Source organism: Lysobacterales bacterium (assembly GCA_016721845.1).
Taxonomy (GTDB): Bacteria; Pseudomonadota; Gammaproteobacteria; order Xanthomonadales; family Ahniellaceae; genus JADKHK01.
Genome location: JADKHK010000003.1, coordinates 366189 through 390411 on the forward strand (window position 1 = coordinate 366189; position 24223 = coordinate 390411).

Annotated in this window: 19 protein-coding genes and 1 pseudogene; 14 read left to right on the plus strand and 6 right to left on the minus strand. The window is 67.4% G+C overall.

The window, feature by feature from the left end; all coding sequences use genetic code 11:
- Positions 1 to 129 precede the first annotated feature (129 nt).
- On the minus strand, positions 130 to 1335 hold the full coding sequence (locus IPP28_01900) for a LysM peptidoglycan-binding domain-containing protein (protein ID MBL0039808.1): 1206 nt from the start codon (positions 1333 to 1335) through the stop codon (positions 130 to 132).
- 130 nt (positions 1336 to 1465) lie between these two features.
- Here IPP28_01900 and IPP28_01905 point away from each other — a divergent pair, with 130 nt between their 5' ends.
- The 7 genes and pseudogenes from IPP28_01905 (at position 1466) to IPP28_01935 (ending at position 9599) form a co-directional block, all read left to right on the plus strand.
- A complete protein-coding gene (locus IPP28_01905) occupies positions 1466 to 1996 on the plus strand; it encodes a peptide deformylase (protein MBL0039809.1) in 531 nt (176 codons plus the stop codon).
- Positions 1996 to 2921, plus strand: a pseudogene (locus IPP28_01910) (methionyl-tRNA formyltransferase). The gene IPP28_01905 and the pseudogene IPP28_01910 overlap by 1 nt, the downstream one beginning before the upstream one ends.
- On the plus strand, positions 2918 to 4231 hold the full coding sequence (gene rsmB / locus IPP28_01915; GenBank protein MBL0039810.1) for a 16S rRNA (cytosine(967)-C(5))-methyltransferase RsmB: 1314 nt from the start codon (positions 2918 to 2920) through the stop codon (positions 4229 to 4231). Before IPP28_01910 ends, rsmB begins: the two are co-directional and overlap by 4 nt.
- Before the next feature lie 148 nt (positions 4232 to 4379).
- Positions 4380 to 4664 carry a DUF4390 domain-containing protein gene (locus IPP28_01920; protein ID MBL0039811.1) on the plus strand — a complete coding sequence of 95 codons (285 nt, stop codon included), beginning with the start codon at positions 4380 to 4382 and terminating at the stop codon, positions 4662 to 4664.
- Positions 4664 to 6790 (plus strand): HAMP domain-containing protein, encoded by a 2127-nt coding sequence (locus IPP28_01925; GenBank protein MBL0039812.1) that lies wholly within the window; start codon positions 4664 to 4666, stop codon positions 6788 to 6790. Before IPP28_01920 ends, IPP28_01925 begins: the two co-directional genes overlap by 1 nt.
- On the plus strand, positions 6787 to 8502 hold the full coding sequence (locus tag IPP28_01930; protein ID MBL0039813.1) for a glycosyltransferase family 39 protein: 1716 nt from the start codon (positions 6787 to 6789) through the stop codon (positions 8500 to 8502). The genes IPP28_01925 and IPP28_01930 overlap by 4 nt, the downstream gene beginning before the upstream one ends.
- Positions 8499 to 9599 carry a PA0069 family radical SAM protein gene (locus IPP28_01935; protein MBL0039814.1) on the plus strand — a complete coding sequence of 367 codons (1101 nt, stop codon included), beginning with the start codon at positions 8499 to 8501 and terminating at the stop codon, positions 9597 to 9599. Before IPP28_01930 ends, IPP28_01935 begins: the two co-directional genes overlap by 4 nt.
- A gap of 3 nt (positions 9600 to 9602) precedes the next feature.
- Here IPP28_01935 and IPP28_01940 read toward each other — a convergent pair whose 3' ends face one another.
- From IPP28_01940 to IPP28_01960, 5 genes are all read right to left on the minus strand, one after another.
- Positions 9603 to 11966: a TonB-dependent receptor gene (locus IPP28_01940; GenBank protein ID MBL0039815.1), complete on the minus strand. Its 2364-nt coding sequence runs from the start codon at positions 11964 to 11966 to the stop codon at positions 9603 to 9605.
- 45 nt (positions 11967 to 12011) lie between these two features.
- The gene (locus tag IPP28_01945; protein ID MBL0039816.1) at positions 12012 to 12932 is read right to left on the minus strand and encodes a FecR domain-containing protein; all 921 of its coding nucleotides are present in this window, start codon (positions 12930 to 12932) and stop codon (positions 12012 to 12014) included.
- Positions 12933 to 13008: 76 nt separating this feature from the next.
- A complete protein-coding gene (locus IPP28_01950; GenBank protein ID MBL0039817.1) occupies positions 13009 to 13509 on the minus strand; it encodes an RNA polymerase sigma factor in 501 nt (166 codons plus the stop codon).
- On the minus strand, positions 13506 to 14243 hold the full coding sequence (locus IPP28_01955; GenBank protein ID MBL0039818.1) for a TonB family protein: 738 nt from the start codon (positions 14241 to 14243) through the stop codon (positions 13506 to 13508). The genes IPP28_01950 and IPP28_01955 overlap by 4 nt, the downstream gene beginning before the upstream one ends.
- A 76-nt stretch (positions 14244 to 14319) precedes the next feature.
- Complete coding sequence (locus IPP28_01960) at positions 14320 to 15084, minus strand: glucose 1-dehydrogenase (GenBank protein ID MBL0039819.1); 765 nt, start codon at positions 15082 to 15084, stop codon at positions 14320 to 14322.
- Between the two features lie 109 nt (positions 15085 to 15193).
- Between IPP28_01960 and IPP28_01965 the strand changes: the two genes are divergently transcribed.
- The 7 genes from IPP28_01965 to IPP28_01995 all read left to right on the plus strand — a co-directional run bounded on the left by IPP28_01965 (position 15194) and on the right by IPP28_01995 (position 24214).
- Positions 15194 to 16003, plus strand: coding sequence for an SDR family oxidoreductase (locus IPP28_01965; GenBank protein ID MBL0039820.1), 810 nt, complete (start codon positions 15194 to 15196; stop codon positions 16001 to 16003).
- Positions 16004 to 16104: 101 nt separating this feature from the next.
- The gene (locus tag IPP28_01970; GenBank protein MBL0039821.1) at positions 16105 to 16833 is read left to right on the plus strand and encodes a hypothetical protein; all 729 of its coding nucleotides are present in this window, start codon (positions 16105 to 16107) and stop codon (positions 16831 to 16833) included.
- 53 nt (positions 16834 to 16886) lie between these two features.
- Positions 16887 to 20024 carry a sialidase gene (locus IPP28_01975; GenBank protein MBL0039822.1) on the plus strand — a complete coding sequence of 1046 codons (3138 nt, stop codon included), beginning with the start codon at positions 16887 to 16889 and terminating at the stop codon, positions 20022 to 20024.
- 45 nt (positions 20025 to 20069) lie between these two features.
- Positions 20070 to 22541 carry an ATP-dependent helicase HrpB gene (hrpB, locus tag IPP28_01980; protein ID MBL0039823.1) on the plus strand — a complete coding sequence of 824 codons (2472 nt, stop codon included), beginning with the start codon at positions 20070 to 20072 and terminating at the stop codon, positions 22539 to 22541.
- 40 nt (positions 22542 to 22581) lie between these two features.
- Entirely contained in the window at positions 22582 to 22866 is a 285-nt protein-coding gene (locus IPP28_01985) for a DUF1778 domain-containing protein (GenBank protein MBL0039824.1), read from the plus strand.
- The gene (locus IPP28_01990; GenBank protein ID MBL0039825.1) at positions 22867 to 23160 is read left to right on the plus strand and encodes a type II toxin-antitoxin system RelE/ParE family toxin; all 294 of its coding nucleotides are present in this window, start codon (positions 22867 to 22869) and stop codon (positions 23158 to 23160) included. It abuts the gene before it with no gap.
- A complete protein-coding gene (locus IPP28_01995; GenBank protein ID MBL0039826.1) occupies positions 23150 to 24214 on the plus strand; it encodes a CDP-6-deoxy-delta-3,4-glucoseen reductase in 1065 nt (354 codons plus the stop codon). The genes IPP28_01990 and IPP28_01995 overlap by 11 nt, the downstream gene beginning before the upstream one ends.
- Positions 24215 to 24223: the final 9 nt, after the last annotated feature.

Sequence of the window (24223 nt, forward strand, 5' to 3'; positions counted from 1 at the left end):
ATGCAATGCAGCGGGATGCAGTCCCATTTCGAGCTTCGGCCCGTATTGGCGCCCGGCAACCTGTCTTTGAGCCGACAAAAAAAGGGCGCGACTCGCGTCGCGCCCTTATTCATTGCATCTCGGAGTCGCTCAGAGCGACTGCGGTTCGCGCGCCAGGTCGTTGATGAAGATCGGCCGCTTGCCATCCATCACCAGGCCGTAGCTGACCTTCTCGAAGGTGCGGAAGATCATCACGTGGCCGGCGAATTCTTCCGGCAAGGTGACGTACTTCTTCTTCGGACTGAAGGCGGCGCTGATGTCGCCGCTCGGATGCTTGACGGTGTCGCGCACGCGCTCGCCCTGGTTCATGACCGCGAACACCTGGCCGTTCTCGACGCCGTCGCGGGCGCCGCGCGAGAGCGCGACCACGCGGTCCGGGCCGGTCGCCGAGTAGCCGTCCGATACCGCGAGGACACGCATGTTGTCCGGCACCGAGTCGGGGGCATGTTGCGAGTACGACGGATCGTACGGCGAGGCATCGACTGGCAGGATCAGGTCGCCGGCCCGCGCTTCGAGATCGCCGTCGCGAATTTCCAGCGTCGCCGGATCGCCTTCGGCAATCACGCGCGCCCGCGCGACCTGGACGACCTCATGGCCGAGGATCTCGCTGTTGCGTTCGCGCCAGTAGCGACCGATGTGGTCGGACCAGAGACTGCCCAGCGTGAGGCCCTGGCTCGGGTTCCAGTCTTGCGACGTCACTTCGCGCGGCTTGTGCTGCCAGGGTGCGCCTTTCTGGATCTCGCGATAGACGAAGCTGGGACGCACGATGTCGACCTCGGTACCCGGGCGGGCATCGAGTCCGCGCACGTAGACCAGGCCCATCTCGGTCGTGCGCAGACGGGTCTCTTCGTTGCCGACCACGTAGGGCAGGGCATCGGCATCGGCTTCGCTGAGCACACGCGTGTGTTCGAGGAAGGCTTCCAGCTCGTCCAGCGGGATCGGGCCGACGGCGCGCTTGCCGCCCATGTCACGCATGCGCGGCGACAGCTTCTCGTTCTGCGGTCGCTGACCGAGCACGCGGCCCGAGGTCAGCATCGGCCGGCCGTCGACATACACCAGGCTGATCACGTCACCGGGATAAATCAGGTGCGGATTCTTGATCTGGTCGTTGGCCTGCCAGATCTCCGGCCATTGCCAGGGATTGTTGAGGAAACGACCGGCGATTTCCCACAGCGTGTCGCCTTCGACGACCGTGTAGGAGTCCGGATGGTCGGGTCGCAGGTCATCCGCATCCAGCGCAAATACGGATGCGCTGAACAGAATTCCGGCCAATACTGCAAGCGTTCGTTTAAGCATGGCGGCTAAGCCTCTGATTTGGCGAGGACTGGCCCGAGTGTATCCCAATTCCATCCGCGATAAAATGCACCCCTTCGCAGGGCTTGATCGAGGCACTCCCGCCTCCATGCCGTAGGCGCAGGAGATCCCCATGAGCAAGCTCAACATCCTTGAATTCCCCGATGCGCGTCTGCGCACCGTCGCGACGCCGATCGAAACCGTCGATGCAGCATTGCAGACGATGATCGACGACATGTTCGAGACCATGTACGCGGCGCCCGGCATCGGCCTGGCCGCTACCCAGGTCGACTTCCACAAGCAGCTGATCGTGATCGATGTCTCCGAGGGCAAGGACCAACCGATCGTGCTGATCAATCCGAAGATCACGCAACGCGACGGCGAACAGGTTTACCAGGAAGGCTGCCTGTCGGTGCCCGGCATCTACGCCGACGTGACGCGCGCCAACAACGTCCGGGTCGAAGCACTTAACCGCAAGGGTGAGGCCTATGCGATCGAGGCCGACGGCCTGCTCGCGGTCTGCATCCAGCACGAGATGGACCACCTCGCCGGCAAGGTCTTCGTCGATTACCTGTCGCCGCTGAAACGCGATCAGGTGCGCAAGAAACTCGCGAAGCAGGCGCGCGACAAGCGCGACGCGCCGGATCGCGAGCATTCGATCTGATGCGCATCGTCTTCGCAGGCACGCCGGAATTCGCCGTGCCCTGCCTGGAGGCTGCGCTCGCCAGCGGCCACGACGTGGTCGCTGTCTACACGCAACCGGACCGACCCGCCGGGCGTGGCCGCGCGCTCAGCGCGAGTCCGGTCAAGCAACGTGCGCTTGCCGCTGGCGTGCCGGTCGAACAACCGGAGAACTTCAAGTCGATCGACAGCCGCCAGCGTCTCGCAGCCTATCGCCCGGACCTGATGATCGTCGTCGCCTACGGATTGATCCTGTCGCAGAAGGTGCTCGACTTGCCCGTGCACGGCTGCTGGAACGTGCATGCATCGCTGCTGCCGCGCTGGCGTGGCGCCGCGCCGATCCAGCGCGCGATCGCCGCGGGTGATGCCGAGACCGGCGTCTGCCTGATGCGCATGGAAAAAGGTCTCGACACCGGACCGGTGTATTTGCGCCGCGCATTGCCGATCGCGCCGGACGACACCGGCGGCAGCTTGCACGACAAGCTCTCGGCGCTGGGCGCCGAACTGGTGGGCGACGGCCTTGCTCGGCTCGCGAACGGCACGCTGCCGGTTCCGACGGCGCAGGCGGAACAGGGCGTCGAATACGCCCACAAGCTCGACAAGCGCGAGGCCGTGCTGGATCTCGAACGGCCGGCCGTCGAACTCGAACGCCGGGTCCGTGCATTCACGCCCTGGCCAGTCGCGGAATTGACGCTCGGCGGCGAACGCTTGCGGGTGCATGCGGCCGAAGCATTGCCGGTGAACACCCATCATGTGCCCGGCGAGATCGTGCACGCGCAGAGCGCGCCGGCATCGATGTCGCGACCGGCGATGGCGTGTTGCGCCTCACGCGCGTGCAGCGCGACGGCGGCCGGCCAGTCGCCGCGCACGAATACTTGAACGCGCGCAGCGATCTGCGCCGCGCATGAAGCCGATCCTGCCGATTCGCGCCGTGGCCGCGCAGACGCTGGCCCATCTGCGTCGTGGCGGCGCTTCGTTGACCGACCTGCTGGCCGAGGCCGACACCCACATCGACGATGCCCGCGACCGCGCCCAGCTGCGCGCGATCCTCTATGCCAGCCTGCGCGGCATCTTTCGCTACGAGGCGCTGCTGCGCGCCTTGCTTGCGAAGCCGCTGCCGAAACGGCACGACGCGGTCGAGGCGCTGTTGATCAACGGACTCGCGCAACTCGAGCTTGGCATCGACGCCGCGTATGCAGTGGTCGATGCCAGCGTGACTGCGGCGCGCGCACTCGGTGAAACCAATCTCGCCGGCCTCGTCAACGCGGTGCTGCGCCGCTTCCAGCGCGAGCGCGAGGCCTTGGTCGCGGCACTGCCGAATTCGCCCGAGATCGCGCACAACCATCCGGCGTGGATGATTCGCCGCTTCGAGCACGATTGGGGCGCGGCCGCCCGCTCGCTCTTCACTTCGAACAATGCAGCGGCGCCGACCTGGCTGCGCGTGAATCGACGCCGGCGCCAGCGCGACGAACTGCTGTCCCTGCTTGCTGCCCATGGCATCGAGGCGGCCGCGCACCCACACTTGCCGGACGCCTTGCGCGTCGACCACGGCCTCGACGTCACCCAATTGCACGGGTTTGCCGGGGGCGAGTTCTCGGTGCAGGACGGCGCTGCGCAACTCGCGGTCGAGTTGCTGGATCTCAAACCCGGCCAGCATGTGCTCGATGCCTGTTGCGCGCCGGGCGGCAAGCTGGCGCACATGGCCGAGCGTGAATCCGACTTGGCCAGCCTGGTCGGCGTCGACATCGATGCGGCACGCATCGAGCGCACTCGTTCGGGCTTGGCGCGCCTGCAGATCGAGGCCGAATTGTTCGCCGCCGACCTGCGCCAGCACACCGCGATCAGTCGTCGCCGTTTCGATCGCATCCTGCTCGACGCGCCCTGTTCGGGCACCGGCGTGATTCGCCGCCATCCCGATATCCGCCTGTTGCGCCGTGATTCCGACATCGCTGCCTTGCGGAAGACGCAGGCCGAGCTGCTCGATGCGCTCTGGCCTTTGCTGGCCCCGGGCGGACGGCTAGTCTATGCGACCTGTTCGGTGCTCGCGGATGAAAACGACGGCCAAGTCGCAGCCTTTCTGGAACGTCGTCGCGACGCCCAAGCGCTCGCCGTCGTCCCGTCCTGGTTCGGCCGCGCCCAGGCGCACGGTCGCCAGAACCTCGCGGGCGACGACGGCTTCGACGGTTTCTATTACGCGGTACTGGCCGCTCGCGCTTAGCCTGCTGCTCGCGGCCTGCCACGACCCGCAGGGATCGACGATCCGCAGTGCGGCGCGCGAGGGCGACGGGCTTGTACTCGATCTCGACCTGCGCTTCACCGACAACCAGCTGCAGGCGCTCGATCACGGTATCCCGCTGCGCCTGGCGGTGCAGATCGACGGCGCGGCCGACGCATTCGTCGATCTGCGTTATCGACCTTTGCCTCGGCAATACGAACTGCGACTGCCGAACGATGCGGCGCCACGCGTGTTCGCGAGCCGGGCGCGGCTGATCGCGGCGCTGGACCGCATCGTCATCACCGGTTTCAGCGCGAGCAGCGGATCGGTGCGCGTCGCCCTGGTAAGCAGTGCCCTGCCGGCGCCGTTGCGCCTGCCGGCCCTGATCGATCGCGAATGGCAGCTCGCGACCCCGTCGCGGGACTGGGGTCGCTGATGCGGGGTCGCTGGCTCTGGTCGTTGCCGACGATTGCGGCACTGGTGCTGCTGGTCGCTGCACTCTGGCTCGCCGCCGATGCCGAAAGCGCCGAAAGCCGGCTTGGCGCCGCCTATGGCTGGCTGTTCGGCATTGCGGCGGTGGCCGTCCTGGTCCTGCTCGCGAGCATCGCGCGCGAACTGCTGCGCTTGTGGCGCGAACGCGCCGAAGGACGACCCGGCGCACGCCTGAATGCGCGTCTGGCTGCCCTGCTGGGCCTGATCGCGGTGCCGGCCGCCCTGCTGGTCGCTGCATTCGCGATGCGTTTTCTCGATGCCGGCATCGACTCCTGGTTCCGCGTCGATCTGGAGGCTGCGCACGAAGCCGCGCGCGCGCTCGGCGAGCAAGTGCTGGCGCGCGAACAACGCAACACGCTGGCCGACGTCGAGGCCTTGTCGACGCGCATCACCAGCGATCCCCTCGCCGACCTGCAAGCGCAGCTCGACCTGACGCTGGAAGCCGACAACACGCTGGTGGCGCACCTCGCCAGCTACGACAGCAACGGCAACCTCGAAGCGCTGGCCTACAGCACCACCGCGATCACGCAGCCGCCGGCGCCCGATGAAGCCCTGCGCCTGCAAGTCGGCGAGTCCGGCCGTGTCGCGCAGACGCTGACCATCGGCGACACCCTGGTCGTGCGGGCGCTGACCACTGCCACCGACGCACTCGGCCGCGATCACTTGCTGCAGTGGATCCAGCCGCTGCCGCCGGAGCTGGCGCCGCAACTCGCCCTGCTCGAACGCAGCAGCATCGACTACGCCCAGCTGCGCTTCCAGCGCGGCGCCTTGAAGACCAGCTTCGTCCTGATCCTCGGCTTCGTCACCCTGCTCGCCCTGCTCGCCACCCTGCTTGCGGCCCTGGCCGCCACGCGCCGCCTGACCTTGCCGATCGCTCGCATGGCCGCCGCCACGGCGGAAATCGGTGAAGGCCGCTTCGGTGCGCAGATCGAGGTGCAGTCGCAGGACGAGCTTGGCGCACTCACGGCCGCGTTCAATCGCATGAGCCGCGACCTCGCCGAACTCGCTGCACGCGAACAGGCCAGTCGCGGCGAGACCGAACAGGCGCGTGCGCATCTCGCGACGGTGCTGTCGCGGCTGTCCGCCGGCGTGGTCAGCGTCGATCGCGAGCGTGTCCTGACCGCGAATGCAGCCGCAGCCCAGCTGCTGGACTGTCCACTGGCTGCACTGATCGATCAGCCACTCGATCGCGCGGCTGAGGCATCGACCGCAGCAATGCAGGTGCTATCGACCATTCGCGGCCACGGCCTCGATGCACGCAGCGAATGGCGCGATGAACTCGTGCTGCCGGGCGATCCGCCACGCGCATTGCTGATGCGTGCCGTACAGCTGTCCGGTGATGCGTCGCGTTACGTCGTCATCATCGATGACATGACCGTCATCGCACAGGCGCAGCGCGAAGCGGCCTGGAGCGAGGTCGCGCGTCGACTCGCCCACGAGATCAAGAATCCGCTGACGCCGATCCAGCTTGCGGCCGAGCGCATGCAGCATCGCTTCAAGGGCAAGCTCGATCCGGCCGACGCACAAGTGCTCGACCGCGCCACCCAGACCATCGTCGCGCAAGTGGAGGCCCTGAAGGGCCTGGTCAATGCGTTCGGCGACTATGCCAAGCCGGCACGGATCGACCTGCGGCCATTGGCGCTCGACGCCTTGTTCGACGAAGTGCTCGATCTGTACGAGTCCAGCGGCCAATGCCGCATCTCCCGTGCCATCGCATCACCCTTGCCGTCGCTGCGTGGCGACCGCGAGCGCCTGCGGCAATTGCTGGTGAACCTGCTGACCAACGCGGTCGAGGCAGGTGGACAGGGCGTTGCCGTGGAAGCGCAATTGTCGCAGCAAGGCGATCAACTCGAACTGGTGTTGCGCGACCACGGTCCGGGCCTGCCGGCGCAGTTCGACGGCCGCTGGTTCGAACCGTACATGAGCACCAAGCCCAAGGGCGGCGGGCTCGGCCTGGCGATGGTGCAGAAGATCGCCGAAGAACACGGCGGCCAGATTCGTGCCGAGAATGCCGAAGCGGGAGGCGCGCGCTTCGTGCTGATCCTGCCGATCACGCGCGCGCCGGCATGACCTTGCGCAGCCGCGATTTCTGGTTCGTGCTGGCCCTGGCCTTGCTGGTGCTCGGCATCGGCATCGGCCTGCGCGACCCGTGGCCGGCGGACGAACCGCGCTTCGTGCTGGTCGCGAAGCAGATGGTCGACAGCGGCCAGTATCTCGTGCCGCACCGCGGCGCCGAGATCTATCCCGACAAGCCGCCGCTGTTCATGTGGCTGCTCGCGTCGGCGCATGCGCTCACCGGCGAATGGCGCAGCGCGTTCCTGCTGCCCTCGCTGCTGGCGAGTCTCGGCACGATCGCTCTCACTTTCGATCTCGCGCTGAAGTTGTGGGGTCGCCGCGCGGCACGTCTGGCAGCGCTGATGCTGCTGTTCGCGTTCCAGTTCACCTATCAGGCCAAGCGCGCGCAAATCGATCCGTTCCTGGTCTTCGCGATGACCGCGGCAACGCACGCATTCATGACCCATGCGCTGCTTGCGCCATCGCGTGCTACCCATGCCGCCGGCTGGTTCATGGCCGCGATCGGCACGATCAGCAAGGGCGTCGGTGCACTGGCCCTGCTGATGTTGCCGGTGATTGCGGTGGCGAAAAGGATCGCGGGACGGAGCCCGCTCCCACAAAAGAATCTCCCTCAGCATTGGTACATGCCGCCCGTGGGAGCGGGCTCCGCCCCGCGATCGTTCGACTGGATCTGGGGCCTGCTCGCCTTCCTCGCCGCCGCATCGCTCTGGCTCGGTCCCTTGTTGATCACGACGGTGACGCGCGACGACCCCGAGCTGTCCGCCTACGTCCGCGAGATCCTGCTCGGCCAGACCGCGCGCCGCTATGCGAATCCCGACCATCATTTCCAGCCGTGGTGGTATTTAGGCGAAGTGATGCTGACGACCTGGCTGCCGTTCGTGCTCGCCTGGCCATGGGCGCTGGCGTTTGCATGGCGACAACTGCGTGCTCGGCGCGATGCGCGCGTGTTCATCCCGCTGGCGTGGTCGACCCTGGTGCTGCTGTTCTTTTCGCTGTCGCCGGGCAAGCGCGACATGTACATCCTGCCGATCCTGCCGATGCTCTGCGTCGCGCTCGCGCCCGGCCTCGTCTTCGCGAACCGCCGCAAGGGTTTCCGAGGCCTCGTGTTCGGCTTCGTTCTGGCACTGTCCCTGCCCTTGCTGATCGGCGGCCTGATGGCCGCGCTCGGCGAACCGGCCTTCGAAGCGAAGCAGGAAGCGGCACGCGGCCTGACCGGCGCGAGCGATGCGCTGTGGTGGATGTTGGCGAGCGTCGGCGCCGTGGGAGTCGCGGCCACCGCCATCGGGCGCACGCGCCACGCACTGCGCGCCTGCTTTGCGCTGATGACGGCGCTGTGGATCGGAATCGGCACGGTCGCCTATCCGCTGCTGGACGCACACAGTTCCGGTCGCGCGATCATGCAGCATGCCCGCGATGTCGCCGGGCCCGAAGTCACGCTCGGATTGGTCGGCTGGCGCGAGCAGAACCTGCTGCAGGCCATCGGTCCGGTGGCCGAGTTCGGTTTCAAGCGCCCCGCCACGGAACAGTTTGCCGCGGCGAGCGCGTGGCTGCGCGTCGCACCGGCGCAACGTGCGTTGTTCGCCGAAGCCACGAGCCTGCCCGACTGCGTCGACGCAACGCGGCGCATCGCGCTCGGTTCGAGCAATCGCCGCGACTGGGTCCTGTTGCGTGCGGACGCCATCGAGGGCTGCACGGAGTCGCGATGAGCGATGACCCGATCAAGCCGGCGCTGGCGCGCATCAAGGGTCGCGGGGCGGCGACGAATCGCGAGGGACGGTTCGAGGCCACGCGGGTCGAACGCGAAGACGACGGCTGGTTTCCCGAAGCCGATCTGGGCGCGACCACCCGGCCCGCGACCACCGTGACCCACGAGCGCGCACGCAGCATCATCAGCCGCAACGACTCGCCGGACATCCCGTTCACGCAGTCGATCAACATGTTCCGGGGCTGCGAGCACGGGTGTTTTTATTGCTATGCGCGACCGACGCACAGCTACCTGAATCTTTCCGCCGGGCTCGACTTCGAGACAAGGCTGACCGCGAAGACCAATGCCGCCGAGCAACTGCGCATCGAGCTCGCGCGACCGGGCTATGTCTGTTCGACGATCAACCTCGGCGCGAACACCGATCCGTACCAGCCGATCGAGCGCGAGCAGCGACTCACGCGCGGCATCATCGAGGTGCTGTCCGAGTGTGCGCATCCGCTGACCATCATCACCAAGAACGCGATGGTCGAGCGCGATCTGGATCTGCTCGCGCCGATGGCGGAGAAACAGCTCGTCCACGTGTTCCTGTCGGTCACCTCGATGGACAACATGCTGTCATCGAAGATGGAACCGCGGGCGAGCGCGCCGCACCGGCGCATCGCGGCGATTCGGCGCCTGCACGAAGCCGGCATCCCGGTCGGCGTGTTCGTCGCACCGATCATTCCGATGATCAACGACCGCGATCTTGAAGCGGTGCTGGAAGCGGCACGCGAGGCCGGCGCGCGCAGCGCGAGTTACACCATCGTGCGCCTGCCGCACGAGTTGAAGGACCTGTTCCGGGAGTGGCTGGCGGTGCATTACCCGGACCGGGCCGCGCACGTGATGAGCCTGGTGCAGCAAATGCGCGGCGGCCGCGACTATGTCGCCGACTTCAAGACCCGGATGCGCGGCGAAGGCGTGTTCGCGGAGCTGATCCGGCGCCGCTTCCGCGTCGCGGTTCAGCGACTCGGTTACATCGGTCGCAACGAAGAGGTCGCGCTCGACACCTCGCAATTCCGCGCGCCGCGGCTGGCCTCGCCGCAGGGCGAATTGTTCTAAGGTTCAGAAGTCGATGCGCGCATCGATGCCGACGATGCGGTCATAGGCGTGATAGGGCGTGAGCTCAATGCTGCGGCCATAACTGTCGGCGACATAGCGATCGTCGAGCAGATTGGTGCCCCAGGCCGACAGGTCGACGCGCCCGCGCCGGAAGCCGACGCGCAGGTCGAGCAGATCGCGGGCATCCAGGCGTTCGAGCGAGGCATTGTCGTTGACGATCCAGGTCGATGCGGCATGGCTGAAATGAGCGCCGACGTAGAGGCCATTGGCATAGCGCCAGCGCCCGCCGACACCCAGGGTCCAGGCGGGTGCGCCGCGCACCGCCGCGTCGTCGCGCGGCAATGGCGCGAGGTTCGAATGCGTGTGCATCCAGCCGGCCTGCAGCCACCATTCGCCGCGCGCGTGCGGCTGGGCGTTCAATTGCAGTTCGCTGCCGAGAATCTCGCTGTCGAAGCGCAGGGCGTCGTCGACGCTGCCGGTGAGGTTCGCGACGCGATCGCGCCAGTCGTGGTGGTAGAGGCGCACTTCGAGTTGGAGCGATGCGCCGAGCGGTCGCAGCCACGCGATCTCGCTGCTGCGCAGCCGTTCCAGGGCCGAATCCGGGCTGAGCGCCAGCGAATTCACGTCCGAACCGAGAAAGCCGTCGCGCCATTGCAAGGCCAGCCACTGGCCGTCGCGGTCTCGCCAACGCAGGGCGGCACTCGGCAACCACAGCGTGTCGCCGTGGCGGATGCGGTCGTTGCGTGCACTGACCAGTGCCTCCAGGGCTTGCGCGCAAGTCGCCAGACCGGGATGGCGTCCGGGTGCGATCGCGCAGTTGCTGGCGACGATATCGCGCACGTCGATGCGCGAGGCCGAATCGGTGTCGACGCTGCGCAAGCCGACGTGTCCGTCCCAGTGCTCGCCATCGTCGTACTGCCACTCGACATGGGCCTGCGGCAGGTCGGTGCGCGCCGTTTCCGAGTTCGCATAGCTCAGACTGCCGGCGCCCGGGCCAGCCGGCACCATGCCCAGCGTGCTGGCACTGGCGCCATTGATGACGAAGCGGCGCTGGCCATGAATGCGGTAGTCGCGGCGCGCCTGCATCAGCCCGACGCTGAACGTGGCGCGCGGTCCGGGCGCAAGCTCGACGCGGGCCTCGGCGTGGTGCATGTGGATGTAGGCCGGTTGCGCCGGACTGAGCACGCCGAGATCGTAACGCGTGACCGCGGCCCGCGTATCGGAGCTGCCCGCCAGCGCGACTGCGCGCCAATGCTCGCCCGCCTGCCATTGCCAACTCGCCGCCGCACCGCGCAACGCGATCTCGGCGCCGATCACGCAATGCGGTTGTCCACCACCGCAAGGCGTTTCGGCGCCGCCGAGATCGGCCCGCTGGAAATCGAGGGCGCTGGCTTGCAGCAGATGCGCACGCTCGGGACTTTGCCAAGCCAGTCGTGCGGCGTACTGATGTTGCCGGAACACGTCCGGCTGGGCCTCGCCATCGATCGATTCGTCACCGATCTGGCGGCTGAATCCAAGCGCCGTGCGCAGCCCCGGAATACCCGCGGCACCGGTCGCGGTGGCACTGAGTTGCGGGGCCAAGGCGGGCGCATAGGACAGACCGAGGCCGACTTGGGTATCGGCAGCCGGCGCGCGTGTCGCCATCGCCAAGTCGCCGGCGCCGGCGCCGTAAGCGCTGGCCAGCCCGGTGCCGCTGCGGGTGATGTCGAGTGAGCGCACCAGACCGAGGCCGGGACGATTGAACAGCCAGGCTTCGGCCGGCAGCGGAATGCCGTCGATGGTCAGCAGACTGGCGCGCTGACTGGGCGACAAGCGTGATGCGCCGACACCACGGATGACGTCGCTGGAAGCCATGCCGTAGACGCCGGGCGCACGTGCCACTGCGGTCGTGTAGTCATGCAAGGCGTCGTCATCGAAACGCGCATCGCCGAGCGTGGTGCGTGCAACGGCGGGGCTTCGCTCACCGGGCGTGCGCGACTGTTCGACCGGCGACGGCAACGCCGCCGGATCGGTCGCCGCTTCGATGGTGAGTGCCGCGGCGCGCTGATTCGCGGCATCGGCATCCACCGCCGCGACAACGGTGATGTCACCGGCCTGTTGCATCCAGTTGAGGTCCAGTTGCGCCGAGAGCCGATCGAGCGCATCGGCGACCGTCATGTCGGCCGGGATCACCGTGGTCGTGCGTTGCGCCGCCAGACCTGGCGCCAGCAGGATGCGGCAACCACTCGCCGCGGCAAGCGCCCGCGTGGCCCCCAGCAAGTCCGACACCGGCAAGGGCTCGGCGAGCGGACGCGTCGGCACGCAGGCCTGTGTCGGCGCGACGGCCAGCAACCCGAGCAAACTCGCTCCCCAACCTCTTGCCTGCATCGATCGGCGTCCTTCCGCAAGGAATGCAGCACGCACCCTAGCGGGTTAAGGCAACGCGCGCAGAATCACGATACCGGGCCCGTCGAACAGCACGTCGACAGCGAATTCGCGCGCCAAGGTCGCCAGTGCCGCCTGTCGTTCCTCGGGCGTGCGCATCGGCAGCGCGGCATCGAGTCCGGCATGGCCCGGCGCGGCACCGATCCATTGCACGCGCCGACCCTCGAAGGCCGCCCATTGCGACAATGCCAATGCGGCCGGTGCGTGATCCAGCACCAGCAGGCCGGCCACGTCGCGACGTTCCTGCCAGGCGCGCTGCGCGATCGCCGCACCGCGCCACTCGACCTGCTCGCCCGCCGCGACCTGCAATGCCGCGTGACCCGCCCGCGTCACCTCGACCAAGCCGCTGGCAACGCTGACGCGCAGCACGTCGGGCGCCGTCTGGACTTCGAAGCGGGTGCCGATGTCGCGCACGCTCGCATCGCGATGCCGCAGCGTCAGCGGACGTGGATCGGCGGCCACGTCCACGATCACGGCACCGCGCAGCAATTCGATCTTGCGCCCGGTCGCATCGAAATCGATCGCCACCAGCGAATCCGGCGCCAGCCGCAATTGCGTGCCGTCGTCGAGCACGAGTTCACGCGCGACGCCCGGCGCGCTGGCGGCGTCGGCGCGCAGCTGCTCCGACCAGCGCGGACCGAACAGCAGCGCGAACACGGCGACTGCGGCGAAACCTGCGCCCAGCCAGACCGGATGCCGACGCACGAACCCGGGCGACACGGCCACCGCCACGGGTTCGCTCGGTTCGGCGGCGGCATTGAATGTGATCAAGGCGTCGAGGTAGGCCAAGCGATGGGTTTCGTCGAGCGCCAGCCAGGCATCGAACGCCCGCTGCACGGCCGCATCTGCGGGTGCGTCGCGCACCTCGATCAGCCATTGCACCGCCTGTTCGTGCAGCAGTTCGTTCACTGGTCACTCCTCATGCACAACAGACGCGCGCACGGCACGTCTCCCCCAGAGTCGACGCCGGCGATCGGTCGGACCATCATCGGCTGCCTCCCGGCAGCAGCGCCGTCAGCTGTCGCAAGGCCTGGGTCATGTGGTTCTCGACCGTCTTCGCGGTGATGCCGAGCGCCGCCGCCGTTTCCTTGAGGCTCAGTCCTTCGACCCGCACCAGCCACAAGACGCGGCGGCGTTGCTCGGGCAGCTGCGCCAGCGCCCGACTCACGGTCGCGAGTTGTTCGCGCACCAGCAGATGCGTCTCCGGCCCGGCCTCGTCCGAGGTCGTCGCGTCGATCACCGCTTCGGCATCCTCGATCGCCGGACCGCGCACGTTGCGCCGGCGCAAGGCGTCGCGGGCGAGGTTGTAGCCGACCTGGAACAGGAAGGCCTTGGGATCACGGACGCCGGCGAAAGGTGCGTCGAGCAGGCGCATCGCGGTGTCCTGGACACAGTCTTCGGCCAAGGCGACATCGCCCAGCACGCGCGCCAGCACCGCGCGAAGTTCGGTCGCGTGGGCGGCGAATACCGCAGTCCAGGCGCTCATTCGCGACGCAACCGGTATTCCACCGGCAAGCTGAGGTCGGTGATTGCGAACGCGCCGGCAGGCGGTGGAGGCAGCGGCGATGCCTGCGCGATCAGCCGTGTCGCCGCGGCATCGAGCTGGGCGTGACCGGAACTGCGCTCGATTTCCGAGCGCAGGACCTCGCCCTGCCGCGACACGCGTGCGCGCAACCACACCGTGCCCTCGACGCCCTGCTGACGGGCGCGCTCCGGGTAGTGCTGGAAGCGACGCAAGTGGGCCAGCACGTCCCACAGATAGGGGTCGTCGCCCGACACGGCGGACGCCGGCTGCGGCGGCGCGGCGGTGGTCGCGTCATCGCGCGCACCCGTCTCGACCGTCGTCGGAGGCATCGGCAGGGTATTCACGGCAGAACGCTCGTCCGCCGCATCCCGATGGGGCGCCGGTGCCGCGACGAGACTGCGCGGTGCAGCACTGGCCGATTCGCGCATCGTCGGCGTCGGCGTTCTTGCCGGGGCCGTCCGTGGGGGTGCCGGCACGGGACGCTGCGGCACTGCCGCCTGCCAATCGATCAGCAGCGGCGACGCCGGGGCGTTCGACTGCGTGCCGGCCGCACCCTGACGCATCAGCAACAGACCGAGCAGCACCCCATGCAGGACCAGCGATACGCTCAAGCCGACCACGAAGCCGGCACTGACGCGCAATCGCGACGGCGTGGGATCAAGCGCAGCGATGGGCGAGTCATCGGTTCCGGGCATCTGCAGTCGCTGTGGCGGCGGCGGACATGCTTGCAGCGGTTGCGCAAGCCCGTCCAGTCAGCGCGTCTCGACGCGCCTAGGCCAGATATCCCCCATCGACCGGGAAACTGGCCCCGGTGATGTAGCTCGCTGCGGGCGAGGCCAGGAACAGCAGCATCGGTGCGATTTCGGCCGGTTCGGCGGCGCGACCGAGCGGGATCTGGCGCAGCAGCAGGTTCATGATCTGCGCGTTCTGGGTCAGCGCCGACGCGAACTTGGTGTCGGTGAGTCCCGGCAACACCGCGTTGACGCGGATCTTCAGCGGCGCCAGTTCCTTCGCGAATCCTTCGGTCAGCGACACGATCGCGGCCTTGGTCGCCGAATACACGCCCTGACCGGCCGCGGCCCGGCGCGCGTTCACCGAGGCGACGTTGATGATGCAACCGCCGCCGCGCTCGCGCATCAGCTTGGCGCCCTGCTGCGAGCAGTAGAAATAGCCGCGCAGATTCACCGATGCGGTCTTCTCGAAGGCGTCGAGGCCCATGTCGATCATCGGCCCGAAGTAGGGATTCGCGGCGGCGTTGTTGACCAGGACATCGAGGCCGAAGCCGCGGTCCTGGACCTTCTGGAACAGCCGGTCCATCGAGGCGACATCGCCGATGTGCGCCTCGATCGCGCTGGCCACGCCGCCGGCCTTGCGGATCGCCGCGACGACCTCCTCGCAGGCATCGAGCTTGCGGCTCGACACGATGACGTGCGCGCCGTGACGTGCGAACAGGTGGGCGCTGGCCTCGCCGATGCCGCGACTGGCGCCGGTGATCAGGGCGGTCTTGCCGGTGAGGTCGAACAGGGGATCGGTCATGGCGGGCTCGCGGGCGATGGAGACCTCGATTGTAGGCGCGCCCGGGGGATGCGCCGAAAGCGTATGGTCGGCGCTGCTAGGCTCGGTGTTTTAGCCACGGAGCACCGCGATGTCCCGACCCCGAGCCTTGATCACCGGCGCCGGCAGTGGCCTTGGCCGAGCACTGGCGCATCGCTATGCGCGCGCCGGCTACGACATTGCCGTCGCCGAGCTGCTGCCCGAGCGGGCCGAGACGGTGGTGGCGGAACTGGCCGCCCACGGCGGGTCGCACGTCGCGGTGCGCGTCGACGTCGGTGACGATGCCTCGGTCGAGGCCATGCGGGACGCAGTGCGGGCACACTGGGATGGTTTCGACGTGCTGATCAACAACGCCGGCGTCGCCAGCGCCGGTTCGATCGCCGACAGTTCGCTCGACGACTGGCGCTGGGTCACCAACATCGACCTGTTCGGCGTGGTCCGAGGCATGAAGGCGTTCGCACCGATGTTCCAGAAGCAGCGCCGCGGCCACGTGCTCAGCACCGCGTCGTTTGCCGGGATCGCGGGCGCACCCGGGATCGCCAGCTACGGCGTCGCCAAGGCCGGCGTGATCGCGTTGTCCGAGGCCTTGCGCGCGGAGATGGAACCCTTCGGCGTGAGGGTCTCGGTGATCTGCCCGAGTTTCTTCAAGACCAACCTGCTGGAAACGGCGCGTGGTCCGAACGCGCAGTTCGCCGGCGTCGCCGCGAAACTCATGGACAACGCGAAGGAGTCGGCCGACGACATCGCCGATTACGTGTTCAAGGCCCAGCAACGCGGCGACTTCATGATCATCCCGACCGGACCGGAGCGTACGCGCTGGCGCCTCAAGCGCTGGCTCCCGGAGTTCTACTTCCGCGAATTGATGAAGTTCGCACGCAAGATGGCGGCGCGCGGCGGATAACACGACTCGCTCGCACCACGTTTCGTCACAGGCATGACTTCCGGCGTTGTCGCGCGCCGAGCGGGCGCCTAGTCTCGGCGTCTCGGTGATGGGAGAGGCATATGCGCAAGTGGTCGAGTCTGGGCGGACTGTTGCTGGTCCTGCCGTGGTGGGCGTCGGCGATGACGGCCGACGAGTTGATCGCGAAGAACATCGAGGCCCGCGGCGGGCGCGATGCGATCCGCGCGATCCATGCGCTCACGCTGAGCGGCCGGCTGCAGGCCGGCGGCTTCGAAGCGGACATTTCGGAATACAAGCGACCCGGCAAGGTGCGCAGCGAATTCTCGATCCAGGGCATGACCCAGGTGCGCGCATTCGATGGCCATGACGCCTGGTCGATCTCGCCGTTCGGCGGTCGCAAGGACCCGCAGAAGTTGTCCGCCGACGACATCAAGGACCTGAGTGTCGAGGCCGACATCGAAGGGCCGCTGGTCGATTACGCGGCGAAGGGACACAAGGTCGAGTACCTCGGCACCGAAGACATCGACGGCACCGAGGCGCACAAGCTGCGCATCACCTATGCCACCGGCAACGAAGCCGTGTACTACTTCGACCCGGACTTCTTCCTCGAGATCCGCATCGTCAGCAAGAGCTGGTATCGCGGCAGCGCCTTCGAAGGCGAAACCGACCTCGGCGACTACGAGCGCGTGAACGGCGTCTACCTGCCGTTCTCGGTGGCGACCGGTGCCAAGGGCTCGGCCCAGAAATCCACCGTCACTTATGCCCGCGTCGAGGCCAATGCGGAACTCGCCGATACCCTGTTCGCATTCCCGCAAGGAGCGACGCCATGACGCCCGCATCCCGATCGATCCAGCGCGCGGTCGGCCCGATCGTGTTCGCGGCCATGGCGATCACGACTGCCTCCGAGGCCGCCGCATTCGATCACGCGACCATTTCCGGTCTCGGCATTCGCAACATCGGCTCGTCGGCAATGAGCGGGCGCGTCAGCGCGATCGCCGCCTACAACGAGGACGGCAAGACGGTGATTTACGTCGGCGCGGCGAGCGGCGGCGTCTGGAAGTCGCTGGATGGCGGCACCACCTTCGCGCCGAAGTTCGACGACCAGCCGGTGCAATCGATCGGCGCGATCGCGCTCGATCCCTCAAATCCGAAAAACGTCTGGGTCGGCACCGGCGAGAGCTGGACGCGCAATTCGGTCTCGGTCGGCAACGGGGTCTATCGCTCCACGGACGGGGGCGAGACCTGGTCGCACCTCGGCCTGCCCGAGAGCGAGCGCATCGCCAAGATCGTCGTGCATCCGAAGGACGGCAACATCGCCTGGGTCTGCGCACCCGGCAAGCTCTGGAGCGATTCCGACGAGCGCGGCCTGTTCAAGACCCGTGATGCCGGCCGGACCTGGACCAAGGTGCTGGCCGGTCCGAATCGCTCGACCGGTTGTTCCGATCTCGAACTCGATCCGCAGAATCCGGACGGCGTGCTCGCCGCGATGTGGGACTTCCGCCGTCAGGGCTGGACCTTCCGGTCCGGTGGCGGGAGCGAGACCGCGGCCAGCGGCAGTGGCCTGTTCCGCAGCCAGGACGGCGGCGCGCACTGGACCGAGTACACGCCGGCCGCGAACCCGGGTTTCCCGGCGAAACCCTATGGTCGCATCGGCATCGCGATCGCGCCGAGCGATCCGAAGATCGTTTACGCAGTGGTCGAAGGCACGCGCAGCGCACTGTTCCGATCGAACGACGGGGGCGCCACCTGGGAAGAACGCGATCGCAGCCAGATGATGGTGTGGCGGCCGTTCTATTTCTCGAACCTGATCGTCGACCCGACCAATCCGGACCGCGTGTTCAAGACCAACCTCGGCCTGATCGCGTCGGAAGACGGCGGCAAGAGTTTTTCCGGCGCCGGTGGCGGCGCGCATGGCGACTGGCATGACCTGTGGATCGACCCGGCCCGTCCGAAGCATCTGGTCGGCGGCGACGACGGCGGCCTGTGGACCAGCACCAACGGCGGCTCGCTCTGGCACAAGAACGAGAACCTGCCGATCTCGCAGTTCTATCACGTCGCCGTGGACGACCAGGATCCGTATGAGGTCTATGGCGGTCTGCAGGACAACACCAGCTGGATCGCGCCGTCGAGTTATCCCGGCGGCATCACCAATGCGCAATGGGAACCGTTCGCTGGCGGCGACGGCTTCTGGATGTTCCCCGATCCGATTGCACCGAAGGACTACGTCTACTTCGAATCGCAGGGCGGCAGCATCGTCCGTGCGAACCGCCACACCCTGCAGCAGCGAGACATCCAGCCGAAAGCGAACTACAAGGAAAAGCTGCGCTTCAACTGGAATGCGCCGATCCACCTGAGCCCGACCGAGCGCGGCACCATTTACCTCGGCTCGCAATTCCTGCACCGCTCGCGCGACCAGGGCCAGAGCTGGGAACGCATCTCGCCGGACCTGACCAGCAACGATCCGGCCAAGCAGCAGCAGGAGAAGTCCGGCGGTATCACCGTCGACAACTCGGCTGCCGAGATGCACACGACGATCTACTCGATCAGCGCCTCGCCCCAGGATGGCGGCGTGATCTGGGTCGGCACCGACGACGGCAACGTGCAGCTCACTCGCGACGGCGGCAAGACCTGGAACAACACGGTCGGCAATATCCGCGGCCTGCCGAAGGCCTCGTGGGTGAGTTGGGTCGAAGCCAGCCGCTTCGATGCCGCCACCGCCTACGCGGCGTTTGACCGCCACACCTTTGGCGACATGGACCCGCATGTCTACGTGACCCGCGATTTCGGGCGCAGCTGGACCCGCATCGCCGACAAGGCCCAAGGCGTGCGCGGCTATGCACACGTGATCAAGGAAGACGTGGTCGATCGCGACCTGCTCTTCCTCGGCACCGAATTCGGTCTGTGGGTCTCGATCGATGGCGGCGCACACTGGGCCGCGTTCAAGGGCGGCAAGTTCCCGTCGGTCGCGGTCCGCGATCTCGCGATCCAGCCGCGCGACCATGATCTCGTGCTCGCCACCCATGGCCGCGGCCTCTGGATCATCGACGACATCACGCCCCTGCGTCATCTCGATGCGGCTGCGCTCGATGCCGAGCTGACCTTGCTGCCGGACCGACCGCAGCAGCAGCGGCTGCAGGGCTATGGCGGCTGGTCGCGTGGCGATGCAGTCTTCGTCGGCGCCAATGCGCCGGGCGGTGCCGTCATCACCTATCACCAGAAGACGCGGCACCTGTTCGGCAAGCTCACGCTCGAGATCCTCGACGCTGCCGGCAAGGTCGTCGACACCTTGCCGGCGTCAAAACGCCGCGGCATCAACCGCGTCGAGTGGGCGATGACGGTCAAGCCGCCCCGCACGCCGCAGGGCGCGACGCTGGCCGGCGCCGCGACCTACGGGCCGCGTGTATTGCCCGGCCGCTACACGGTGCGACTGACCAAGAACGGTCAGGTCCATGAAGCGCCACTCGAGATCGGCATGGACCCGCGCGCAACCTACACGCTCGACGAGCGCAAGGCGCAATTCGATGCTGCGATGCGCGTGCACGGCCTGTTCGAGCGCATGGCCGACCTGTCCGATCGCATCGTCGGGCTGCGCGAACAGGCGAAGGCGAAAGCAGCCGCGCTGCCCGATGGCGACCGGACCAAGGTCAAGCTCGCGACCTTGGTCAATCGCATCGAGGACGTGCGCCGACAGATCGTCGCGACCAAGGAAGGCGGCGCCATCACCGGCGAGGAACGTCTGCGCGAGCACATGGACGCGCTCTATGCCGCGATCGTGAATTGGGAAGGGCGCCCCGGGGCCTATCACCTGGCGCGTACCGATGCGCTGGAACGGGAGCTCGGCGAAGTCGAAGCGAGCTTCACGGCCCTGATCGATCGAGAGGCCAAGACGCTCGGTCTTGATCCGGCCGTGCGTGCGGTCGCCTCCGGACTCGGTTCGCCGCGGGCCGCGATGCACGCGCTGCGCTACTACTGGCAGACGCCGGACCTGATCAGCACGCTGCGCGAGAAGAAACGGCGCTAGGTCGCACGCGATGCTTTTCCGCAGTCATCCCGCGACAATGCGCGGATGACTGCACCGTCCCTTCCGATCACTCCGCTGCTGCCCGAGATCGTCGCCGCACTGGCGACGCATCCACGTCTCGTGCTGGAAGCGCCGCCGGGCGCCGGCAAGACCACCCAGGTGCCGCTCGCCCTGCTGGCGGCGCCCTGGTGCAACGGCAAGATCCTGATGCTGGAGCCGCGTCGCATCGCCGCGCGCGCGGCCGCCGGCTTCATGGCGGAATCGCTCGGCGAAGCGGTCGGCGCCACCGTCGGCTATCGCATCCGTTTCGAGTCGAAGGTGTCGGCGCAAACACGCGTCGAAGTCGTGACCGAAGGCATCCTGACGCGCATGCTGCAGGACGACCCGATGCTGGACGGCATCAGCGCCATCCTGTTCGACGAGTTCCACGAACGTCATCTGCACAGCGACCTCGGGCTGGCACTCTGCGTCGATGTCCAATCGGCCCTGCGCGAGGATCTGCGCCTGATCGTGATGTCGGCGACGCTGGATGGCGACAAGCTCGCGCGTTTCCTCGATTGCCCGCGCCTGACCAGTGCCGGTCGCAGCTTTCCGGTCACCGTCGCGCATTTTCCGGCGCGGCCGCAGGAAGCGCTGTCGTTCCAGATCAAGCGCTGCGTGCAGATGGCGATCGCGCAGCATGAGGGCGACGTGCTGTGCTTCCTGCCCGGCAAGTTCGAGCTCGAGCAATGCGCACGCGTGCTCGTTGAAATCGACGCCGAGGTATTGCTGTTGCACGGCGAGCTGTCGGTCGAGGAGCAAGCGCGTGTGTTGCGGCCCGGCGAGCGGCGGCGCGTCGTGCTCGCGACCAATGTCGCCGAGTCCAGCGTGACCCTGCCCGGCGTGCGCGTGGTCATCGATTCGGGACTCGCACGCGAGCCACGACTGGATCCCGGCAGCGGCATGAGCCGACTGGAGACCGTGAGCATCGCGCAGTCGTCGGCGACGCAGCGCGCCGGTCGCGCCGGCCGAGTCGCCGAAGGCTGGTGTTATCGGCTGTGGCCGGAAAGCCAGCGCCTGGAGCCGGGCACGCGCCCGGAGATTGCACGCACCGAACTCGCCGCCTTCGTGCTGGAACTGAAGCAGTGGGGCGCGGACGGATTGCGCCTGCTCGATCCACCGCCGCTGGCGGCGCAGGCCGCGGCCGTGGCGCTGCTGCAGGCGCTGGATGCCCTCGACGACGATGGCCGCATCACCCCGCATGGCAAGAAGCTGCTCGCGTTCGGCACCCATCCGCGCATCGCCAACCTGCTGGTGCGCGCGCGCAGCGACGGACGCGCATTGGCCTGCGATGTCGCCGCCTTGCTGGATGGACGCGATCCGCTGCGCGGCGAAGCGCGGCGTTCCGAGGACTTACATGATCGCTTGAACGCGCTGCACGATTTCCGCAGCGGACGTCGCGTCGATGCTGCCGATCGCGGCACGCTGGCCCTGATCGACCAGACCGCGAAGCAATGGCGACGCAAGCTGCATCTGGAGCGCGATGTCGCGGCGCGGCTCGAATCGCATCATCAGCTCGGCGATCTGCTCGCCCTCGCCTATCCGGATCGCATCGCGAAGCAGGATGCGGCGCAACCGCGTCGCTACCAGTTGTCGAATGGTCGCGGCGCGCGCCTGCACGACAACGCCGTGTTGTGCGGCGAGCCCTGGCTGGTGGTCAGCGAGTTGCGCTTCGAGGATCGCGACAGCTTGATCCAGCGCGCCGCGCCGCTCGATTCGGGCACCCTGGAGCGGCTCTATGCCGCACATTTCCACACCCGCCGCGCACTCGGTTTCAATCGCGACAAGCGTGCCGTGGAAGCCAGCGAAGAGCGCTGCTTCGCCGACCTTGTGCTGGAACGCAGGATCATGCCCGCCGTGCGCGATGCCGCGACCGCGGCGATGTTGTGCGACGGCCTGCGCCAGCTCGGCCTCGATGTGTTGCCGTGGAGCGAGGGCTTGCGCGAATGGCAGGCGCGCGTCGAATCGCTGCGCGCCTGGTGTCCGGAACTCGGCCTGCCCGATTGCAGCGATGCCGGACTGCTGAGCGCGCTCAACGATTGGCTGCTGCCGTATCTCGACGGCAAGTGGCGGCTGTCCGATCTCGAGGGTGAGACGTTCGGCGAAGCCCTGCGTTCGCGCCTCGACTACACGCAACGCAAGCAACTCGACGAGTACGCGCCGCGCGAACTCACGGTGCCGAGCGGCATGACCCGCAAGCTCTCGTATCAGGGCGGCGCGCCGGTGCTGGCGGTCAAGCTGCAGGAGCTGTTCGGCCTCGCCGACACCCCCCGCATCGCCAAAAACAAGATCGCCGTCATCCTGCATCTGCTGTCGCCCGGGCAGCGCCCGATCCAGGTCACGCAGGATCTCAAAGGCTTCTGGGAACGCACCTATCCCGAGGTCAGGAAGGAACTCAAGGGCCGCTACCCCAAGCATCCCTGGCCCGACGACCCCTGGACCGCCACGCCGACGCATCGGGCCAAGCCGCGATCGTAGCACATGCGTGCTACATTTCGAGGGAACAGGGGAACTTGTGATGTCGACGACCACCATTCGTCTGCCGGAGCAGCTCAAGAGCCGCGTGGCGCGCGCCGCGAAAACAACCGGCACGACCGCCCATGGCTTCATTCTGGAAGCAATTGCCGAAAAGACCGAGATGACCGAGCAGCGCAACGCGTTCCAGCAGCTCGCGGAGTCGAGACTCGAGGTACTCGTGGCGACGGGCGAAAGCGTGTCGTGGTCCGACGCGCGTCGTTACCTTGAGCAAAGCGCTGCGGGACACAAACCGGTACGACCTTCGGCTCGCAAGCTGGGCGCGTGAGTGTCACGCATTGAACTCGCTTCGGGCGTGCTGGATGACTTCGAGCGCATTCTCGATCACCTGGCAAGACATGATTCTCCTGCGGTCAGGTTGCGCATCGACGAGATCCTGCATGCGGTCGACGTGCTCGCCAGCAATCCGTTGATCGGTCGTCCAGCGCCCCGCGACCTGCGCGAACTGGTAATCGGTCGCGATCGCCACGGATATGTCGCGTTGTATCGATACGTCGCGCCACTCGACACCGTGTTCGTCCTGGCGATTCGCGCCCAGAAGGAAGTCGGCTATGCCCGCTAGCGGTACCCACCACATCACCATCCTGCCCAGCGGGCATCAGTTCGACGTCACCGAGGGCGAGTCGGTGCTGGCGGCGGCGCGGCGCGCGGGTTATGCGTTGCCGTATTCGTGCTTGAGCGGCTCCTGCGGCAGTTGTCGTGCCCGGGTGATCGAGGGTGAATGCATGCAGGGCAGCGAGGCGCGGGCCTTGAGCGCGGCCGAGCGCGAGCGTGGCGACGTGTTGCTGTGCCAGGCGCATCCGCAGTCGGACCTGACCATCGCGGTGCGCGAAGTGCCGAGCGTGGCCGACCTGCCACGGCGCATGATCGCGGTGAAGATCGTCGCGAAGGATCTGCTCGCGGCGGACGTGTTGCGCGTGCGCCTGAAGCCGCCGAAGGGCGAACCGTTCTGCTGGCTGGCCGGACAGTATCTGGACGTGCTGTTGCCCGAAGGCAAGCGCCGCGCCTTCTCGATCGCCAATGCGCCGGAAGACGCTGGCCTGATCGAACTGCACGTGCGCAAGGTCCCCGGTGGCGGCTTCACCCAGCAATTGTTCGATGCCTATCCGATCGGGTCGCTGCTGCGGATCGAAGGACCGCTCGGCACCTTCGTCGCGCGCGAGGATTCGGAACGGCCGATGATCTTCATGGCCGGCGGCACCGGCTTCGCGCCGGTGAAAGCGATCATCGAGCACTTCCTGCATCTCGGCAGCGCGCGTCCGATCCACCTGTACTGGGGCGCGCGGCAAGCGCCCGATCTCTACCTGCCGGATCTGCCCGGCGCATGGTCCGCGCAGCATCCTGCATTCGCCTACACCGCGGTGTTGTCCGACGCCGACGCGAGCGAAGCCGAGCGTTTCCGCCGCGGTGCCGTGCATGAGGTGGTGCTCGCCGACTTCCCGGACCTGTCGCCCTTCGACGTGTACATGAGCGGCCCGCCGGCGATGATCGAGGCGGCGCGACATCGTTTCATCGCGGCCGGCCTGCCCGACGACCGGCTCTACTACGACTCGTTCGAGTATGCGCCGGACGTGATCGCGGCGATCCTGGCGGCGCGCGCCGGACTGCGCCTGTAGGAACCGGCT

Coding starts and splice junctions, on each gene's coding strand:
- hrpB (MBL0039823.1), top strand. CDS start 20,070: ATGACTGCACCGTCCCTTCCGATCACTCCGCTGCTGCCCGAGATCGTC.
- IPP28_01960 (MBL0039819.1), bottom strand. CDS start 15,084: ATGACCGATCCCCTGTTCGACCTCACCGGCAAGACCGCCCTGATCACC.
- IPP28_01900 (MBL0039808.1), bottom strand. CDS start 1,335: ATGCTTAAACGAACGCTTGCAGTATTGGCCGGAATTCTGTTCAGCGCA.
- IPP28_01975 (MBL0039822.1), top strand. CDS start 16,887: ATGGCGATCACGACTGCCTCCGAGGCCGCCGCATTCGATCACGCGACC.
- IPP28_01930 (MBL0039813.1), top strand. CDS start 6,787: ATGACCTTGCGCAGCCGCGATTTCTGGTTCGTGCTGGCCCTGGCCTTG.
- IPP28_01955 (MBL0039818.1), bottom strand. CDS start 14,243: ATGCCCGGAACCGATGACTCGCCCATCGCTGCGCTTGATCCCACGCCG.
- IPP28_01965 (MBL0039820.1), top strand. CDS start 15,194: ATGTCCCGACCCCGAGCCTTGATCACCGGCGCCGGCAGTGGCCTTGGC.
- IPP28_01925 (MBL0039812.1), top strand. CDS start 4,664: ATGCGGGGTCGCTGGCTCTGGTCGTTGCCGACGATTGCGGCACTGGTG.
- IPP28_01950 (MBL0039817.1), bottom strand. CDS start 13,509: ATGAGCGCCTGGACTGCGGTATTCGCCGCCCACGCGACCGAACTTCGC.
- IPP28_01940 (MBL0039815.1), bottom strand. CDS start 11,966: ATGCAGGCAAGAGGTTGGGGAGCGAGTTTGCTCGGGTTGCTGGCCGTC.
- IPP28_01985 (MBL0039824.1), top strand. CDS start 22,582: ATGTCGACGACCACCATTCGTCTGCCGGAGCAGCTCAAGAGCCGCGTG.
- rsmB (MBL0039810.1), top strand. CDS start 2,918: ATGAAGCCGATCCTGCCGATTCGCGCCGTGGCCGCGCAGACGCTGGCC.
- IPP28_01970 (MBL0039821.1), top strand. CDS start 16,105: ATGCGCAAGTGGTCGAGTCTGGGCGGACTGTTGCTGGTCCTGCCGTGG.
- IPP28_01905 (MBL0039809.1), top strand. CDS start 1,466: ATGAGCAAGCTCAACATCCTTGAATTCCCCGATGCGCGTCTGCGCACC.
- IPP28_01935 (MBL0039814.1), top strand. CDS start 8,499: ATGAGCGATGACCCGATCAAGCCGGCGCTGGCGCGCATCAAGGGTCGC.
- IPP28_01995 (MBL0039826.1), top strand. CDS start 23,150: ATGCCCGCTAGCGGTACCCACCACATCACCATCCTGCCCAGCGGGCAT.